A 13,516-nucleotide genomic window follows, 5' to 3' on the forward strand; every position below is an offset into this window, starting at 1 on the left:
CGCCGGTGGTGGGCGGTCGGTTCCGCCGGGGCGGGCAGTTCCGTCCGGTCGGTTCCGCCGGAGCGGCCGCTCACCTGGCGCAGGTCATCCTCGGCCCGTACCGTCCGCGACGGTCGGCAACCCCGCCCGGTCCAGCCGGAGTTCGGGGCGTCCGTCCGGGCCGGTCCGCAGAGTGGACCGGACGCCGAAGACACGTTCCATGTGCGGTGGCGTCAGGACCTCCTCCGGTGTCCCGGAGGCGACGACGCGCCCCGCGTGCAGCAGCACCAGGTGGTCGCAGTGGCGGGCGGCCAGGTCCAGGTCGTGCAGCGCGGCGACCACGGTGGCCGGGATCCGCGCCAGGAACTCCAACAGGTCGAGCCGGTGGGTGATGTCGAGGTGGTTGGTGGGTTCGTCGAGCAGCAGCGCGGCGGGCTCCTGCGCGAGAGCGCGGGCGATGTTCACCCGCTGGCGCTCTCCCCCGGACAGCGTCGACCACACCCGCTCCGCGAGCGGCTCCACCCCCAGGTGTGCCATGGCCTCCCCGGCCGCCCGCAGGTCGTGCCGCGACGGCGCGGCCCGCCCCCGGCGGTGCGGCAGCCGGCCGAGGAGCACGACGTCCATGACGGTCATCTCGGCCTCGGACGCCACCTCCTGGGCCGTGACCGCGACACGCCGTGCGATGTCGCGCCGGCGCAGGTCCGCCAAGTCGGCGCCGTCCAGCAGGACATGGCCGCCCGAGGGACCGTACAGCCCGGCCAGCAGCCGCAACAGGGTCGATTTGCCGGAGCCGTTCGGCCCGATCAGCCCGGTGAAGCCGCCCTCGGGGAACGCCGCCGTGACCTCGTCGACGAGCTTCCTCGCCGACTTCCCGCTCCCGGTGCTCCGCGACAGGTTCCGCGCGGCGACGCGCGCCGCCGGCCCGCTCACGGAGCGGCCACCCGTCTGCGCAGGAGGACCGCGAACGCCGGCACGCCGAGCAGGGCCGTCAGGACACCGACAGGCATCTCCTGCGGGCTGAAGAGGGTACGGGCCGCCGTGTCCGCCCAGACGAGGAACGCCGCCCCGAGCAGCGCGCCCACCGGGAGCAGCACGCGGTGGCGGGCTCCCACGAGGAAGCGTGCCGCGTGCGGGACCAGCAGGCCGACGAAGCCGATGGCGCCGCCCGCCGAGACGAGGGCGCCCGCCAGCACCGCCGTACCGGTGTAGAGGAGACGTTCGGTACGGCGCACCTCGACGCCGAGCGCGGAGGCGGCCTCGCGCCCGAAGGTGAAGGCGTCGAGTGTGTCCGCGCGCGCCAGGCACAGCAGGAGCACGGCGGCCGCCGCGCCCGCGCACACCGTCACACTCGTCCAGGTGGCGGGCGCGAGGGAGCCCATGAGCCAGAACGTCACCGAGCGGGTCTGTTCCGCGTCGCCCGCCCACAGGACGGTCAGGCTCGTCAGCGCGGAGAAGAGCTGCGAGACCATCACGCCCGCGAGGACCACCTTGGTCGTACCGCCCAGGGAGCGGCCGAGCAGGACCAGCACGCAGCCGAACGCGGTCAGCGCGCCGGCGAACGCCCCGGTGGGCAGGGCCAGGGAGCCCGAACCGGCCCCCAGGACCAGCACCGCCACGGCGCCGGTCGACGCGCCCGACGAGACCCCCAACAGGTAGGGATCCGCCAGGGGGTTGCGGGTGAGGGCCTGCAACACCGTTCCGCACACGGTCAGTCCGGCGCCGACCAGAGCGGCCAGCAGCACCCGGGGCAGCCGCAGGTCCCACACGATGCTGTCGCGCAGCGGCGACACGGTGTCCGCCGGTCCCGCGCCGAGGTGGCCCGCGACGACACGCAGTACGTCGTACGGCGGGAGGTCGGCGCTGCCGATGCTCACGGCGGCGAGGACGGAGAGCGGGAGCAGGACACATCCGGCGGCCAGGACGACCGTGGGGCGCGCCGAGCGGCGGCGGGATCCGTCCGTCACGCGGCCCGGCGACTCCCCGGACCGGGGTGTCCGGGCCGGCCCGGTCCCCCGTGCCTCCGGGGGAGTGCCGGCCTCCACCGTCACGCCGCTCACCGCCGGGCGAGGACGACGTAGTCGTCGAGGTACTGCCACACCGTTCCGACCTCGGTGAAACCGGCGGTGCGCAGCGCGGACAGGTGGAAGTGGAGCGGGGCGAGCGGCTGGGGCGGCCGGTCGGCGAACCGCCGTTCCCGTTCGGCCGCCAGCGGCGCGGCCCCGGGCCGGGCGGCGGCCCGCGTGAACCACGCGTCCCAGGTGTCGGCGCCCTGGCCGAAGGCCGCGGCCTGGCACTCCGCGTCGTGCCGCGCGGAGACGGCCCGCAGGGTGGGGGCGTCCTCGCCGAAGCGCAGGTGGTCCGCGTTGAGGAGGAGCCCGCCGGGCGGCAGCAGCCCCGCCAGGTCGGTGTAGACGCGCAGCAGGTCCCCGGGCGACAGCCAGTGCAGCGCCGTCGACGTCACCACCGCGTCGAAGGCCCGCCCGCCGAGCGCCGAGGTCCAGTCGGGGCGCAGGAGGTCGGCCTCCAGGGTCGTGGCGCGCCCGCCGTGCTCCGCGAGGACCTCGCCGGCCAGGTGCAGGAGCAGCGGGTCGTAGTCCACCGCGGTGACGGTGGCGCGCGGGAAGGCGCCGAGCAGGCGGTCGGCCAGCGAGCCGGGCCCACAGGCCAGGTCCAGGGCGCTGAACTCCTCGGGGAGGTGGAGCCGCAGGACGTCCAGCATGCTGGTGAAGCGCTGGTCCCGGTGGGCGATGTAGGCGGCCTGCTGGTCGTCCCAGCGCGCGAGCAGGTCGCGCGGGCCGGTGGTGAGGTCGGTCATCGCAGGCTCCCCAGTCCCTTGCTGACCGCCTCGACCGCGCTGACGCTGCGGAGTGAGGGGTCCACGGCGGATCCGGGCACCACGACGAACCGGTTGTGGCGTACGGCGTCGAGCTTCGACGCGACGGGATCGGCGCGCAGGAAGCGCTTCTTGGCCTCGGCGCTGTCCCCGTCGCCGCCCCGGGTGAGGTCGGCGAGGACGATGACGTCCGGGTTCCGGTCGGCGATCTTCTCCCAGCCGCCGGCGAACCACTTCTGGTTCACGTCGTCGAACGTGTTCTTCTCGCCGAGGAGTTGGCTGATCGTGGAGGGCAGTCCGCCCTTGCCGGCGACGTAGGGCGTACGGGTGCCGGAGTAGTACCACATGATGTCCCGGCCGGGACCGCCCGGAGCGGCCGCCACAGCGCGGTCGAGCCGGGCGCGCAGGCCGTCCACGACCTTCGTACCGCGGTCCTTCACTCCGAAGACGGTCGCGATGTCGTTGATCTCGCCGAAGATCGCGTCGAAGGTGACGTCCTTGCGGGTCAGGCCCTTCTGCTCGCAGTCGTGCGAGGAGAGATACGCGGGCACCCCGGCCGAGGCCCAGCCGGCGCGCTCGCCCGCCGCCTCGGGGGCGAACGCCGAGGACAGGGTCGAGTAGAGGAAGTCGGGTTCCTTCGCGAGGACCGCCTCGTGGCCGGGGTACTGCTTCGCGAGGACGGGCACCTTCGCGTAGGCGTCGGCGAGTTCGGGGAGTACGGGGTCCGTCTGGTAGCTCGTGCCGACCATCCGGTCCGCCAGCCCGAGCGCCAGCATGATCTCCGTGGCGTTCTGTTCCAGGGCGACGGCCCGCCGGGGCGGGCGCGTCACGTTCAGGTCGAGGCCGCAGCTCTTGAGCCGTACCGCGGCGGTCTTCCCGCCGGTGTCCTTGGAGTCTCCGGCCGCGGCCGGCCGGTCGTCGTTGCCGCAGGCGACCAGTCCCGCCAGCAGGGCGCCGGTGACCGCCGCGCTCGCGGCGGTCTTAATGGTTATGGGTCTCATGTTCAGTAACGTACCAGCGCTTTTCCTTTCTCCGCACCGAGGGGCTCCACTATTCACTCAGTACATGTACGTGGTGAATACTGTCCTCCATGAGCACCCGCCACATACTTCTCGGCTTGCTCGCCACCGGCCCGACGCATGGATACGACCTCAAGCGCCGGCATGACGAGCGTTTCCCGCAGGCCCGTCCGCTCGCCTACGGGCAGGTCTACACAACGCTCCAGCGACTGGTACGGGACGGGCTCGCCGAGATCGAGGAGACCGGCTCCCACGGCGGACCGGAGCGGACGGCCTACCGCCGCACGGACGCCGGACGACGCGAACTCGCCGACTGGGCGGGCTCCGTCACACCACCCGCGCCCTTCGTCACCAACGAGATCTTCACGAAGGTCGTGGTCGCGATCCTGTCCGACGGGGACCCCGCCGCCTACCTGGCCGCGCAACGGGCCGCCCACATGAAGCGGATGCGGGAACTCACCGCGGTGAAGTCGGCGCCGGGCGCCGAACTCGCCACGGTGCTCTCCGCCGACTACGCCCTCGCCCACCTCGACGCCGATCTGCGCTGGATGGCCACCACGGCCGACCGGCTCACCACTCTGACCGCGGAGGTCGACACCACGTGAACCCCACCACGTCCGTCACGGCACAACCCCTCCTCGCCGCAAGGGAACTGAGCAAGACCTACGGCTCCACCGTCGCCCTGAGCGGCGCGTCCGCGCGGCTCGACGCCGGCGAGATCGTCGCCCTGACCGGGCGCAGCGGCAGCGGCAAGTCCACCTTGCTGCACTGCATGGCGGGGATCGTCCGCCCCGACCACGGATCGGTGACGTACCGTCAACTCGACGTCGACGTATCGGTGACGCACCGTCAAGAACAGCTCGAACAGGCGCCGGAGGAGCGGCTCAGCGCGTTGCGCAGGACCGAGTTCGCGGTGGTGTTCCAGTTCGGCCAGCTGATACCCGAACTCACCGCGCTCGACAACGTCGCCCTCCCACTGATCCTCGGCGGGACGGACCGCCGCGCCGCCCAGGAGCGGGCGCGGGCATGGCTGGAGCGGTTCGGGGTGCTGGACCGGGCGGAGGCGCGCCCCGGTGAACTCAGCGGTGGCCAGGCACAACGGGTCGCCCTCGCCCGCGCGTTGGTCACCGGTCCGAAGGTGGTGTTCGCCGACGAGCCGACCGGCGCCCTGGACTCCCTCGCGGGCGAGCAGGTGATGACCGAACTGACCTCGGCGGCACGGGAGTCGGGGGCGGCGGTGCTCCTGGTCACGCACGACGCGACGGTCGCCGCGTACGCCGACCGCGAGATCCGCCTGACGGACGGCCGTACGACCGTGCTGGAGGTGTCCGCGTGAAGGCGGACCTGCGGCTGGCGTGGCTGCTCACCACCGGTTCGGAACGGCGTGAAGGGTGGCGGGTCGGCCTGACGGTGGTGGGCGCGGCCGGTGTGGCCGCCTTCGGCGGGATGGCCGCCGCCGTGGCGTCCGTACGCGGATACACGTACATTCCCGTCGCCCACGGGCTGTTGAACCACCCGGGCGAGCGCCGCGGCGTCCTGCTCGCCCTGCTGCTCCTCCTCGTCCCAAGTCTCGGCCTGCTCGCGCAGTGCACCCGGCTGGGCGCCGTCCACCGGGACCGCCGGATGGCCCGGCTGCGACTGGCGGGCGCCGCTCCCTCACGGGTACGGCGGATCGCCGCCCTGGAGTCGGGGCCGGCGTGCCTGGCGGGCTCCGTCGTCGGCACCCTGGCGGTGGTCGGATGTGTGCTCAGCGTCGGCCGACCCCCGGCCCGCCTCTGGTGGTTGGTCGCCGCCGTCATGGTCGCCGTCCCGGCCGCGGGCGTGACGGTGAGCCTGGCCGCGCTGCGCCGGGTGATCGCCTCACCTCTCGGCGAGGTACGGCGCGTGCCACGCGGCCCGGGCGGGGGACGCGCCCTCGCCCTGGGCACGGGCCTCATCGCCGTCGCGGTGACCGGCGCCTTCCTCACCCTCGCGTACGGCTCCGCCGGGCTGATCCCCCTCGTCCTGTTCTGCGCGCTGCTCCTCGTCGGCGCCGGGGCCGTGGGAGTGAGCGGTGGCGCGGCCCGGATCGTCGGAGGCCGGTACGCCGCGCGCGCCGAGAGCCCGGAGCTGCTCATCGCCGCCGAGCGCCTGTCCGCCGACCCCTGGGCGGCGGCGCGCACCCACGCGGCCGTCCTGCTGGTCACGGTGGCGGGCACCGGCTTCATGGGCGTACGAGAGGCACTGCTCGCGGCGCTGGACGACAGGCGCGACGGCGCGACCGACCAGGCCTTCTACACCGGCGGGATCGACCTCGCGGGCGCGGCGGTCCTGATCGGCCTCCTCATCGTCCTCGTCTCGGTCGCCGTGAGCGCCGCCGAATCCGTGGCCGCCAGGCGCCGGGCACTCGCCCAGCAGGTCGCCGCGGGCGTGCCGCGGAAGGTTCTCAGCCGCGCGGTGCTCCTGGAGACCGCCCTGCCGCTCGCACCGGCCCTCCTGCTCGCGGGCGCCGGTGGGCTTGCCATCGGCGTCTGGTACGCGACGCTCGTCGGGAACGAACTCACCGTGCCGTACACGGCCCTGGTCGTCCCGCCCCTGACACTCGGCGCCTGCCTGCTGGCCGCGGCCACCTCACTGCCCCTCCTGCACCGCTCGACCCGGGCCACCGAGCTGAGGCAGCCCTGACGGGCGGCGGCCCCACCGGCTTCGCCGCCGGTCGGGGCCGCCGCACGTCTCGCAACGGGCGCGGCTCCGCGCGGAAGCGAGACCCCTCAACAGGTAAGGGGAGCCAGCCGGTCGATCGCATGACACCTCGCCCAAGATTCCTCGGAAGTGCGGCGGCCGGGCCGCTAACGGGTGCCGTAACCGCCCTGCGGGCGCGGAGAGAGCGGCACCCCGGGTTCCTCAAGGGGGTCGAGAGCCCCGAGGACCCACTCCTCGGGAACGTCCAGCGCCTCCGAGATCTCGGCGACGGTGGGACGCCGTCCCAGCTCCCTCTCCAGCTCACTCGAAACGAGCGTCGCCTCCCTGCGGACCTGTTCCTCGCGCAACACCCGCCGGCGCCGAGGCGGAACGACGTTTCTCAGGATGAACGCGGTGGCCGCCGCCAGGAGGATCGTCGCGATGCTCACGAAGTCCCCGGGTGACACCGCGTCCAGGGAACCGCCGTCACTGGCGGCATCGACGAGTTCCCGCACGACACCGCTGGCGAGCGTGGGGGAGAACGCGACGCCGAGCGCGGTCAGTACGGTGCCGAGGGTGCCGGTGAGGACCTGAACCGCCCGGGACACGTGGCGCGACACGGTCCCGGTGCTCAGGCTGGTGAGCTCGGCGAGTTCGGCGTGCGTGTACTCGAAGCCCTTGGCCAGCATGACCAGCCGCCTCTGCTGCGGCGACAGTCCGTCGAGGGCGGCCCGCACGTCGAGCCGGGCGTCCACGTCCTCGGTCACCTCGGAGACGTGCAACGGACGCATCCGGCTCTCGACCTGATAGGCCGTCAGGTCCACCGGGTCGGCCGTACCGCGTCGCCGGGCCTCGTCCCTGACCTTGTTGCGCATGACCACATAGACGTATCCGTCGAGCTTCTCGACCTTCAGCCTCTTCTCGCCGACATTGACCAGCAGGACCGCGAGCGCGTCCTGCACCAGATCCTCGGCACTGAGCCTGCTCGCCGAGATCCCCTTCTCCGTAAGGAGCTTGCGCGCCACGCGCAACAGATCCTCGCCCTTGTCCCGGTACATGGCCTCCACGCCCCGGGAGATGTCCTCGCCCTCCTGTTCACCCACCACTTCTCCTCCCCCCGCTTTCCCGTCCCCCACTACTCCTTACCCACCGCGACCGGGCTCCCGCCGGTTCCCGTCCGAGGCCCCGGGCCGTCCCGCGGATCGGGAACGGCCCGGTCTCCCTCACCGGGAAGAGCGGGCGCCCTTGCCCTTGATACGGGGTGTTACGAGATCCTCGGCCGCGGCCTCACCAGCGCGCCGGGTCTCGCCGGACCTGGCCCGTATCACTTCCGCCTGAGCCGTGGTCCGGACCCCGTCCGCCCAGCCCTGGGCAACGATCACGGTGGCCTCCGCCTCGGCCCGGTGACGATCGGTCACGCTCTTGACCAGCTTCCTGACCGCCTGGCCGACCCCCATCAGAACCATCACCACCACGATCTCCATCGTCCGGCCCTCCCGTCTCCGGGCCGCCGCCTCCTCGGTCGAGGAGGCTCTCATGCCCTCGATGAAGAAGGGGAGGAAAGGGGGCGGCCACATGACAGCGGCGCGGCCCCGATTCCCGGTCAGGGTCCGGTCCGCCCACTGCGAGAGGCGCGGGACGCCCTCCGCGTACCACCTACTCAGGTCGGCCTGAGTGTGAGTGCTCATGCCCGGCGCGCGCCGGGAGGCGAGTATCGGTGAGGCGGCGCGGCCGAGAGCGCCGGTTTGATCCCGCCGAGACGATTCTGGAGAACCTCTGATGCCCCGTCGTACCGTTCTGTCGCTGGCCGCCGCCGTCGTGGTTCTCGGAGGGGGCGGGGCCGTCGCGCTCGCCTACGCGGGGGAGTCGGCGCCTTCACTCGCCCACAGCACGGCCCGGTACGCCGCCCCCGACGGCGCGCGTGACGGGTCCCTGACCTTCACCACCGAGGTCTCCCCGTCCTCCGGACTCAAGGGCGTGAAGGTCCTGGCCTGGCCGGCGAAGTCGTCCTTCGCGGAGAAGGGGCTGACCACCAAGGACATGGCTTCCGCCGAGTCGGCCACGTGCACGTCTCTGGACGAGGACACCGTGCGCTGCACGTACACGACGGCGGTCACCAGCGCCGACGCGGAGACGTCGCCGCGCGGTGCCTGGCACGTCGCCGTTCTGGTCACCGCCAAGGACGGGGCCACGACGCTGGACACGAAGGCGGCCGGCTTCACCATCGGGTGACCGCGCCGCACGCCTGCCGCCGGGGACCCCGGCCGGGGAGGGCGAGGGCGACGGGGAGGGGCCGGATGGGGGAGCGCATTGCGGTGATACCCGGGGCGCGGCGCGGCCTGCCGGGGACGATTCTTGCCGTGACCGTTTCCCCATGATCGCCTCGCCCTGTGAACACTCGCCTCAAGATCGCTCTCGCGACCGCCGTCACCGCCGCCTTCGCCCTGGCGGGTCCCCACAGCGCCGGCGCGGCCGGGGTCTCCGCCGCGCGGCAGCCGGAACCCGCGCCCCTCATCCATGCGGCCGACCCGGTGCCCGGCCAGTACATCGTCACCCTCGACCCGCTCGTCGACCCGGCGGCGGCCGCCCGGAAGCTCGGGGTGAAGCCGGACTTCCTCTACAGCAAGGTCCTCAACGGCTTCGCCGTACCGCTCACCCCGATCGAGCTGAGGCTGATCCGCCAGGCCCCCGGTGTGACGTCGGTGGAGGAGGACGCGAAGGTCTCCGCGTCCGGGTCCATGACGGCCGCCGTTCCGCCCCGTACCGCCGCCCTTCCTTCCCGCACTGCCGCCGCTCCTCCCCGTACCACCCTCGGCCCGGCGTCGACCTGGGGTCTGGACCGTGTCGACCAGCGGAAGCTGCCGCTCGACGGCACGTTCACCACCGCGGGCGACGGGGCCGGGGTGAACGCGTACATTCTCGACACCGGCATCGACTACGGGCACAGCGAGTTCGGCGGGCGCGCCACGTTCGGCTTCGACGCCGTCGGAGACGGCAGGCGGGGCGCCGACTGCAACGGCCACGGCACCCATGTCGCCGGAACCGTCGGGGGCACGACGTACGGCGTCGCCCGCAAGGCCAACCTGGTCAGCGTGCGCGTCCTGAACTGTGAGGGCCAGGGCGAGAACTCCGGGGTGATCGCGGGCCTGGACTGGGTCGCCAGGAACGCCGTCCAGCCCGCCGTCCTCAACGGTTCCGTCGGTGGCGACAAGTCGACAGCGCTCAACCAGGTCACGAACGCCCTCCACGACAGGGGCGTCCTGCCCGTCCTCGCGGCGGGCAACAGCGCCAAGGACGCCTGCGGCGTCTCCCCCGCCTCCGCCCCCAAGGCGGTCACGGTGGGGGCGTCCGACCGGCGGGACGCGCAGGCCGACTTCTCCAACTGGGGCACGTGCGTCGACCTGTACGCCCCCGGCGAGGACATCCTCTCCGCCAAGCTCGGCGGCGGATCCGTCACGCTGGACGGCACCTCCATGGCCGCCCCTCACGTGGCGGGGGTCGCCGTTCTCTACAAGGAGGCGCACCCGACGGCCGCTCCGGCCGAGGTCGCCGGCTTCCTGGAGACCGCTTCCACCAAGGACGTGCTGAGCAAGCTGGGCAAAGGCAGCCCCGACGCACTCCTCTTCACCGACAACCTGTAATCCCGCTCGCCCCCTCGCCCCTTCGTTCCCGGCTTGCGATCACCCTCGGTTACTATGATCACTTCATGCGAAGGCCTGAGGTCGGAGGCCGGACCGGAAGCGACGGACGCACCGACGGACGCACCGACGGCGGATCGCAAGCCTGAAGAGACGGGTGGCCTGGGAAAGATGCTCACAGAAGTCAACGCGACCCGCTACGTCACCCCGCTGAGGGAGGGCGGATCGCTGCCCGGGATCGTCGAGGCCGACAACCTCGGCACGTACGTCATGAAGTTCACCGGCGCGGGCCAGGGACGCAAGACCCTGGTCGCCGAGGTCATCTGCGGTGAGCTGGCCCGCCGGCTGGGGCTGCGCGTACCGGAACTCGTCACCATCCAGCTCGATCCCGTCATCGGACTCTCCGAGCCGGACGAGGAAGTGCAGGACCTGCTCAAGGCCAGCGGCGGCCTCAACCTCGGCATGGACTACCTGCCCGGGTCGATCGGCTTCGACCCGCTCGCGTACGAGGTGGACGCGGCGGAGGCGGGGCGCGTCGTCTGGTTCGACGCGCTGATCAACAACGTGGACCGGTCCTGGCGCAACCCGAACCTGCTCGTCTGGCACGGGGACCTGTGGCTGATCGACCACGGCGCCACCATGATCTGGCACCACAACTGGCCCACCGCCCAGGCCTCCGCGGCCAAGCCGTACAACGCCTCCGACCACGCCCTCGCGGCCTTCGCGCCCGACATCGCGTCGGCCGCCGCCGCCCTGGCCCCGCTGGTCACCGAGGAGTTGCTCGCCGCGGTCGTCGCCGACGTCCCCGACGAGTGGCTGGCCGGCGAGCCCGGCTTCGACACCACCGACGCGCTGCGCCGCGCCTACGCGGAGCCGCTGCTCGCGCGCGCCGCGAGCATCCACGAACGCATCGTCTTCGACGCGCCCGCCAGGACCCGGCCCTCCCAGGCGCCGGGCTGGCTCGCCGACCGGCTGACCCCCCGGCCCGACCGGGCGAAGAGCACGAACGACAAGGATGGCGTCAAGTGAGCAAGAGGGACGTCTACGAGTACGCGTTGCTGCGCGTCGTCCCGCGCATGGAGCGCGGCGAGTGCTTCAACGCCGGGGTGCTCGTCTACTGCCGGGCCGCGTCGTACGTCGCCGCCAGGACCCACCTCGACGAGGCCAAGCTGAAGGCCCTCGACCCCGGTGCCGACGTGGTGGGGGTACGGGCGGCCCTGCGTGCCGTCGAGAGCGTCTGCGGCGGCGGTACGGGGGCGGGGCAGGCGGCCGGGGACGACGCCGGGCGGCGCTTCCGCTGGCTGATCGCGCCGCGCTCGACCGTCGTACAGCCCGGGCCGGTGCACACCGGCCTGACGGCCGATCCCGAGGCGGAGACGGCGCGTCTGCTCGACCTGCTGGTCCGCTGACCGTCGCGATCGTCGCTGACCGCTGACCGCTGACCGCTGACCGCTGACCGCCGATCGTTCTCGGCCGATCGGACGGTCGGCGGCGTCGGGCGTTGACACCGAGTGCCGCTGCTTCTAGCGTCTCGTCTGCTGAAGCTACTAAGCGGTTGCTCAGTGATCGGGGCCGGTGATCGAGGCCGGCGACCGAGATTCGGCGGGTCCCTAGGGCGAGGAGAACATGCATGTCCACCACTGAGCAGCGCGTCGCGGTCGTGACCGGGGCGGCACGGGGCATCGGCGCCGCCACCGCCGTACGACTGGCGGCCGAGGGCCGTGCCGTCGCCGTACTCGACCTGGACGAGGCGGCCTGCAAGGACACCGTCGAGAAGATCACTTCGGCGGGCGGCACCGCGCTCGCCGTCGGCTGCGACGTGTCCGACAGCGCGCAGGTCGAGGCGGCCGTCACCCGCGTCGCCGCCGAGCTGGGCGCCCCGACGATCCTCGTCAACAACGCCGGCGTCCTGCGGGACAACCTGCTCTTCAAGATGAGCGAGTCCGACTGGGACACCGTGGTGAACGTGCACCTCAAGGGCGCCTTCCTGATGGCGAAGGCCTGCCAGAAGCACATGGTGGACGCGGGCTTCGGCCGTATCGTCAGCCTCTCCTCCAGCTCCGCGCTGGGCAACCGCGGCCAGGCCAACTACGCCGCGGTCAAGGCCGGGCTCCAGGGCTTCACCAAGACCCTCGCCAAGGAACTGGGCAAGTTCGGCATCACCGCCAACGCCGTTGCTCCCGGCTTCATCGTCACCGAGATGACGGCGCAGACCGCCGCCCGGGTCGGCATGGACTTCGACGACTTCCAGGCCGCCGCCGCCACCCAGATCCCGGTCCAGCGCGTCGGGACCCCGGACGACATCGCGAACGCCATCGCCTTCTTCACCGCCGAGGAAGCGGGCTTTGTCTCCGGTCAGGTGCTGTACGTGGCCGGAGGGCCGCTCAACTAGGCCGTCACACCGGCAGGCACGGGTAGGCCGTCACGCCGGCAGGCGCACGGGGACGCTGACGCACGCAGACGCTCGGGAACAGGGATCACGGACATGACACAACAGACGCAGGACGAGCAGGCACAGGCCGACCGGACGCCCGGCGACCGGCCCCGGGACAGCGGCAAGGTCGCGCTGATCACGGGGGCGAGCCGCGGCATAGGTTACGGCGTCGCCGAGGCGCTGGTGGCACGCGGCGACCGCGTGTGCATCACCGGCCGCAACGAGGACGCCCTCAAGGAGGCCGTGGAGCGCCTCGGCGCGGACCGCGCCATCGGTGTGCCGGGCAAGGCCCACGACGAGGCACACCAGGTGATCGCCGTCGAGCGCGCGATGGAGGCCTTCGGCCGTATCGACTTCCTCGTCAACAACGCAGGTACCAACCCGGTGTTCGGCCCGATGGCCGACCTGGACCTGAACGTCGCCCGCAAGGTCTTCGAGACCAACGTCGTCTCGGCACTCGGCTTCGCCCAACTGACCTGGAAGTTCTGGCAGAAGGCGAACGGCGGCGCGATCGTGAACATCGCGTCGCTCGCCGGTATCTCCGCGTCCCCCTTCATCGGCGCGTACGGCATGAGCAAGGCCGCCATGGTCAACCTGACACTCCAGCTGGCCCACGAGTTCGCGCCAGTGGTGCGGGTCAACGCGATCGCGCCCGCGGTGGTCAAGACGCGCTTCGCGCAGGCACTGTACGAGGGGCGCGAGGCCGAGGCCGCCGCCTCGTACCCGCTCGGCCGGCTCGGTGTGCCCGAGGACATCGGCGGGGCCGCCGCCTTCCTCACCTCGGACCAGTCGGACTGGATCACCGGCCAGACCCTGGTGGTTGACGGGGGCATCTTCCTGAACGCCGGAGTCAGCTGACACGCGGTGCCGCAGAACTGCCCAACTGCCCCATCTGATCAACATGTTGACCGGATGGGGCATTGCGGTATGGTCTGCCGATCCATGGCTGAAC

15 protein-coding genes are annotated in these 13,516 nt (G+C 72.4%); 9 read left to right on the forward strand and 6 right to left on the reverse strand.

Annotated elements, in window-relative coordinates:
- Window positions 1-84: 84 nt before the first annotated feature.
- From HA039_RS29465 to HA039_RS29480, 4 genes are all read right to left on the reverse strand, one after another.
- Complete coding sequence (locus HA039_RS29465; RefSeq protein WP_243869806.1) at window positions 85-909, reverse strand: ABC transporter ATP-binding protein; 825 nt, start codon at window positions 907-909, stop codon at window positions 85-87.
- Entirely contained in the window at window positions 906-1,943 is a 1,038-nt protein-coding gene (locus tag HA039_RS29470) for a FecCD family ABC transporter permease (protein WP_208298729.1), read from the reverse strand. Before HA039_RS29470 ends, HA039_RS29465 begins: the two co-directional genes overlap by 4 nt.
- A gap of 89 nt (window positions 1,944-2,032) precedes the next feature.
- A complete protein-coding gene (locus HA039_RS29475) occupies window positions 2,033-2,794 on the reverse strand; it encodes a class I SAM-dependent methyltransferase (protein ID WP_167034421.1) in 762 nt (253 codons plus the stop codon).
- Entirely contained in the window at window positions 2,791-3,813 is a 1,023-nt protein-coding gene (locus HA039_RS29480; protein ID WP_167034423.1) for an ABC transporter substrate-binding protein, read from the reverse strand. The genes HA039_RS29475 and HA039_RS29480 overlap by 4 nt, the downstream gene beginning before the upstream one ends.
- 89 nt (window positions 3,814-3,902) lie before the next feature.
- Between HA039_RS29480 and HA039_RS29485 the strand changes: the two genes are divergently transcribed.
- From HA039_RS29485 to HA039_RS29495, 3 genes are read left to right on the forward strand one after another with little or no spacing between them, the layout of a single operon-like run.
- On the forward strand, window positions 3,903-4,436 hold the full coding sequence (locus HA039_RS29485; protein ID WP_167034425.1) for a PadR family transcriptional regulator: 534 nt from the start codon (window positions 3,903-3,905) through the stop codon (window positions 4,434-4,436).
- Window positions 4,433-5,167, forward strand: coding sequence for an ABC transporter ATP-binding protein (locus HA039_RS29490; protein ID WP_167034427.1), 735 nt, complete (start codon window positions 4,433-4,435; stop codon window positions 5,165-5,167). The genes HA039_RS29485 and HA039_RS29490 overlap by 4 nt, the downstream gene beginning before the upstream one ends.
- Window positions 5,164-6,495, forward strand: coding sequence for an ABC transporter permease (locus tag HA039_RS29495; protein WP_167034429.1), 1,332 nt, complete (start codon window positions 5,164-5,166; stop codon window positions 6,493-6,495). The genes HA039_RS29490 and HA039_RS29495 overlap by 4 nt, the downstream gene beginning before the upstream one ends.
- A gap of 164 nt (window positions 6,496-6,659) precedes the next feature.
- On the opposite strand, the gene HA039_RS29500 is transcribed toward HA039_RS29495, so the two are convergent.
- Window positions 6,660-7,595: a sigma-70 family RNA polymerase sigma factor gene (locus tag HA039_RS29500; RefSeq protein WP_167034431.1), complete on the reverse strand. Its 936-nt coding sequence runs from the start codon at window positions 7,593-7,595 to the stop codon at window positions 6,660-6,662.
- A 120-nt stretch (window positions 7,596-7,715) separates the two neighbouring features.
- Window positions 7,716-8,180, reverse strand: coding sequence for a hypothetical protein (locus HA039_RS29505; protein WP_167034433.1), 465 nt, complete (start codon window positions 8,178-8,180; stop codon window positions 7,716-7,718).
- Between the two features lie 91 nt (window positions 8,181-8,271).
- Here HA039_RS29505 and HA039_RS29510 point away from each other — a divergent pair, with 91 nt between their 5' ends.
- The 6 genes from HA039_RS29510 (at window position 8,272) to HA039_RS29535 (ending at window position 13,422) form a co-directional block, all read left to right on the forward strand.
- Complete coding sequence (locus tag HA039_RS29510; RefSeq protein WP_167034435.1) at window positions 8,272-8,724, forward strand: DUF5707 domain-containing protein; 453 nt, start codon at window positions 8,272-8,274, stop codon at window positions 8,722-8,724.
- A 158-nt stretch (window positions 8,725-8,882) separates the two neighbouring features.
- Window positions 8,883-10,133 (forward strand): S8 family peptidase, encoded by a 1,251-nt coding sequence (locus tag HA039_RS29515; RefSeq protein WP_243869808.1) that lies wholly within the window; start codon window positions 8,883-8,885, stop codon window positions 10,131-10,133.
- Window positions 10,134-10,301: 168 nt separating this feature from the next.
- Complete coding sequence (locus HA039_RS29520) at window positions 10,302-11,159, forward strand: HipA family kinase (RefSeq protein WP_167034437.1); 858 nt, start codon at window positions 10,302-10,304, stop codon at window positions 11,157-11,159.
- Window positions 11,156-11,539: a DUF3037 domain-containing protein gene (locus tag HA039_RS29525; RefSeq protein ID WP_167034439.1), complete on the forward strand. Its 384-nt coding sequence runs from the start codon at window positions 11,156-11,158 to the stop codon at window positions 11,537-11,539. The genes HA039_RS29520 and HA039_RS29525 overlap by 4 nt, the downstream gene beginning before the upstream one ends.
- 221 nt (window positions 11,540-11,760) lie before the next feature.
- The gene (gene fabG, locus HA039_RS29530; protein ID WP_167034441.1) at window positions 11,761-12,522 is read left to right on the forward strand and encodes a 3-oxoacyl-ACP reductase FabG; all 762 of its coding nucleotides are present in this window, start codon (window positions 11,761-11,763) and stop codon (window positions 12,520-12,522) included.
- 93 nt (window positions 12,523-12,615) lie between these two features.
- The gene (locus tag HA039_RS29535) at window positions 12,616-13,422 is read left to right on the forward strand and encodes an SDR family oxidoreductase (RefSeq protein WP_167034443.1); all 807 of its coding nucleotides are present in this window, start codon (window positions 12,616-12,618) and stop codon (window positions 13,420-13,422) included.
- The last annotated feature ends 94 nt before the right edge of the window (window positions 13,423-13,516 follow it).

Origin of the sequence: Streptomyces liangshanensis, assembly GCF_011694815.1 — a bacterium.
GTDB classification, from domain to species: Bacteria; Actinomycetota; Actinomycetes; order Streptomycetales; family Streptomycetaceae; genus Streptomyces; species Streptomyces liangshanensis.